The 1,889-nt window shown below is 62.5% G+C and carries 2 protein-coding genes; both read left to right on the plus strand.

Annotation, left to right across the window (positions count from 1 at the left end):
- Positions 1–483: aldo/keto reductase (locus EN964_RS33200; RefSeq protein ID WP_206528799.1), on the plus strand; the 483-nt coding region annotated here is incomplete at its 5' end.
- Positions 484–536: 53 nt separating this feature from the next.
- Positions 537–1,802 carry a cysteine desulfurase-like protein gene (locus tag EN964_RS33205; RefSeq protein WP_127267822.1) on the plus strand — a complete coding sequence of 422 codons (1,266 nt, stop codon included), beginning with the start codon at positions 537–539 and terminating at the stop codon, positions 1,800–1,802.
- The last annotated feature ends 87 nt before the right edge of the window (positions 1,803–1,889 follow it).

Here is a 1,889-nt window from a genome sequence, read left to right on the forward strand (position 1 = left end):
ATGCGGTTCCTTGCCGAAGCCGACAAGGGCATCGGCCCGCGCGTCGCGTCGATCCAGAACGCTTACAATCTCGTCAACCGCACTTTCGAGGTGAACCTCGCCGAGGTCTGTGAGCGCGAGCAAGTGTCGCTACTGCCCTATTCGCCGCTGGCACAGGGCTATCTCACCGGCAAATACGACCATGGCGCGCGACCGCAGGGGTCCCGCTCGCAGCTGTTCAATCGCGGCCAGCGCTACGAGACGCCAGGTGCCGCTGAAGCACAACTTGAATACAATGAGCTGGCGCGCTCCTTTGGCCTGGAGCCGGCACTGTTTGCCAATGCCTATGTCTCGAGCCGGCCGTTCGTAACCTCCAACATCGTCGGCGCAACGACGCTTTCGCAGCTCGACATGGCGCTGTCTTCTGTCGACGTCACCTGGACCGAAGAAATGCAGAAGGCGGTGGACGCGATCCACCAGCGGGTCGGCAATCCCTGTCCTTGAACGGGATTGGCCGCAGGCCGAATATCCAATGATTACAACGGGAGCGAGCAGCAATGAATTTTCCAGTCGAGGCAGTGCGTGAAAAATTTCCGGCTCTCTTCCTGACCGACAAGGGCCGCCGCCGCATCTATCTCGACAATCCTGCCGGCACGCAGGTGCCACAGGCGGTGGCGGACGCGGTGTCGCGCTGCCTGTTGACCACCAATGCCAACCTTGGCGGCTTTTTCGAAACCACGGTCGCCGCGCAGGCCGTCGTCGACGACGCGCACCAGGCCATGGCCGATTTCCTTGGCGCCGCCAGCCCCGAGGAAATCATCATCGGCGCCAACATGACGACGCTGACCTATCACATGTCGCGCACGCTCGGCCGCACGATGCAGCCCGGCGACGAGATCATCCTCACCCGCATGGACCATGAGGGCAATGTGTCGCCCTGGCTGCAGCTGGCCGAGGATCTCGGGCTCGTCGTGCGCTGGCTGCCGTTCGATGAAAAGAGCTGGCAGGTCGAAGAGGCGACGCTGGCCGGTCTGTTTTCGGAGAAGACACGGCTGGTCGCGTTGAACTACGCCAGCAATTTGACCGGCTCGATCAATCGGGTGAAGGCGCTGACTGCGATGGCCAGGAATGCCGGCGCCCTTGTCTATGTCGATGCCGTCCAATTCGCGCCTCACGGTCTGATCGACGTGCAGGAGCTCGGCTGCGATTTCCTGATCTGCTCGGCCTACAAATTCTTCGGCCCACATATGGGCATATTGTGGGGCCGGCGCGACGTCGTCGAGACGCTGGAGCCCTACAAGTGCCGCTGCTCTTCCAACGGCCTGCCGGAGCGGTTCGAACTCGGCACGCCGCAGATCGAGCTGATGGCCGGTCTCACCGCCGCGGTCGACTACTTTGCCGACCTTGGCGCGGCGGCGGGCGAGGGCGGTTCAAGAAGGCAGAAGATCGCCAAGGCGTTTGCGGTTTCGATCGCCTATGAAAACCCGCTGGCGCAACAGCTGATCGATGGCCTGTCCGATGTCGAGGGCCTGACCATCCACGGCATCACCGATCCGAAGCGGCTCGGCGAGCGCGTGCCGACGGTTTCCTTCACCGTCGATGGCATCGTGCCCGAAACGATCGTGCGGCAGATGAACGCCGAAAACATCTTCCTGTGGTCTGGCCACAACTATGCCTGGGAGATCGTCCACCAGCTCGGCATTCCGGCCGAGCATGGCGTCGTGCGTATCGGCATCGCCCACTACAACACTGCAGCCGAAATCGACCAGACGCTGGAGAGCGTACACCGTGTGATCGCCATGCTCAGGCAGCAGCGCTCCTGACGCTGGCTTGAGCATTCACCGCGTCTTGCCGCCGAAGCCGGTGAGGAACGCGGTGAGATTGTCGCCGAGTTCGTCGCAGAGGTAGCC

Origin of the sequence: Mesorhizobium sp. M7A.F.Ca.CA.001.10.2.1, assembly GCF_003998575.1 — a bacterium.
In the GTDB taxonomy this organism is placed as follows: domain Bacteria; phylum Pseudomonadota; class Alphaproteobacteria; order Rhizobiales; family Rhizobiaceae; genus Mesorhizobium.